Source organism: Halobacillus sp. BAB-2008 (assembly GCF_000328325.1).
Lineage (GTDB): Bacteria > Bacillota > Bacilli > Bacillales > Halobacillaceae > Halobacillus.
Map to the genome: position 1 here is coordinate 1 of NZ_ANPF01000085.1, position 2,243 is coordinate 2,243.

Sequence of the window (2,243 nt, forward strand, 5' to 3'; positions counted from 1 at the left end):
CTCCRGCTTTATTTGTAAAAATAATACTGTTTAGATGCCATAGTGGATGGGTATAAATTTTACGTACAAAAGGAACATTAATACAGCCAAAGAGCCTGTATGAAGCGTTTCTGTCCGGTCTATACTTACTCTCTATGCTCTTTCGGTAAGAAATCGAAGATCTTACCGCTCCTGATCCTCTCGACCAAGTCATCCAGCCAGTGGTAATAGGTTTTTGATTCTTCCAATTGATCGTAGTATTTCTTTGCTTTCGCCACATCGTCCTGCGTGCTTTTGGCGTCTTTCATGACATCGATGAAATCTTCTTGTGCTTCTGCTATCGCAGCCAGGTTCGTTTTCACTTCCCGTTCCCACATTTGACAGTAAAACGCCATAAAGGAACGGAAGAAATTTTTTTCTGCTATATAGGTGTGTTTTCTGGATCCGCGTGTAAATGTTTTTTTGACCATTTCGATTTCCTGGAGTTTGCGGACGCTGGTACTCATGCTCGGTTTGCTCATGCCCAGTTCTGTACGCATTTCATCAAGCGTCATTTGATCTTCAAAGTACATGGTCGCATAAAGGTTCGCGGCAGCCGGGGTCACCCCGTACGTATCCATCGTCTCTGCAATGGCGCCTATGACTTTATCTTTGGCTTCTTCTATTTTGTCATTTGGGTTTACTTTAGATTCACTCATAGGGTCGCTCCTTCAGATGAAAAGTAAATCGTGTTAAATTTTTTTCAAATCTTCTTAACGAACTTCATAATAACTCGTTTGGAGAGAATGTCAAATATAATTGTAACTTTCAGGAAGTTGACCTGTCCACTTTTTCGCATAAGAGAAGGATTCCAGGAGTTATCTTCGAAGAAAGCACATTTGATGCCGAAATACGTTTGACATGATTTTTTTCTCGTGTTAGTGTTAAAAACGTTAAATAAATTCTTAACAAAGTTAATCTACTTCAAAGGTGGAGTTGATAAAAATGGATCTTAAATTACAAATGCAGCATTATATTAACGGGAAATGGGTAGGCGCGGATTCCGAGAAGACGCGTGACATCATTAACCCATATAACCAGGAAGTAATCGCGACCGTACCGGAAGGCGATGAAACCGAAGCGAAAGAAGCGATCGCAGCAGCGAGAGCAGCGTTCGATCAAGGGGACTGGGCGACTACTCCTTCTACAGAGCGTGGAGCAATTGTACGTAAGATTGCTGAACTTATTGAAAGAGATAAGGAAGAACTTGCTTACCTTGAGTCTCTGGACACAGGTAAAACAGTAGAAGAAAGCCGCGGAGATATGGACGACATCGCAGGCGTGTTCCGTTATTATGCAGAGATTGCAGATAAGGACGGCGGCGAAATCATCCCTTCTCCAATTCCGAACTCTGTCAGCAGAGTTGTACATGAACCAGTCGGTGTTTGTGGTCAAATCACTCCTTGGAACTATCCTCTGTTACAAGCTTCATGGAAACTTGCTCCGGCACTAGTTACCGGAAACACGCTTGTTATGAAGCCGAGTGAGATCACACCACTTACAACGATCAAGACGTTCCAATTGATGGAGGAAGCGGGAGTGCCGGCAGGTGTTGTCAACCTTGTCCTTGGTGCAGGAGACACCATCGGTGCAGAGCTTTCCAGCAGCGAAGACGTCGATCTTATTTCCTTCACAGGAGGAATCGTGACAGGTAAGAAGATCATGCAGGCGGCAAGCTCCAACGTGAAGAAGCTGGCACTTGAGCTTGGCGGTAAGAACCCGAACATCATCTTCGCCGACGCTGATTTCGAATTGGCTGTCGATCAGGCGTTGAACGGCGTATTCTTCCACGCAGGCCAGATCTGCTCTGCAGGTACACGTTTGATCGTGGAAGAAAGCATCCATGATGACTTCGTTCAGGCACTGGTTGATCGTGTGAACAACTTCAAACTCGGCAGCGGATTTGATGAAGATACACAAATGGGGCCGCTGATTTCTGCGGAGCACCTTGCGAAAGTAGAGAAGTATGTAGAAGCAGGAATCAAAGAAGGTGCGACTCTTGCTGCCGGTGGTAAACGTCCGGAAGATCCGGAACTGCAGAAAGGATTCTTCTATCTACCTACGATCTTCACAGATTGTACGACAGACATGACCGTGGTACAGGAAGAAGCATTCGGACCTGTCATCACTGTTGAGAAATTCAGCACAGAAGAAGAAGCTGTGAAACTTTCCAATGACTCTATTTACGGTCTTGCCGGCGGTGTGTTCACGAATGACATCGTAAA

At 44.9% G+C, this 2,243-nt stretch carries 2 protein-coding genes; one reads left to right on the top strand and one right to left on the bottom strand.

The window, feature by feature from the left end; all coding sequences use genetic code 11:
- Positions 1-125: 125 nt before the first annotated feature.
- Positions 126-677 carry a GbsR/MarR family transcriptional regulator gene (locus D479_RS17455; protein ID WP_008639647.1) on the bottom strand — a complete coding sequence of 184 codons (552 nt, stop codon included), beginning with the start codon at positions 675-677 and terminating at the stop codon, positions 126-128.
- 286 nt (positions 678-963) lie between these two features.
- On the opposite strand from D479_RS17455, the gene D479_RS17460 reads away from it, so the two are divergent.
- Positions 964-2,243: aldehyde dehydrogenase family protein (locus D479_RS17460; RefSeq protein ID WP_008639650.1), on the top strand; the 1,280-nt coding region annotated here is incomplete at its 3' end.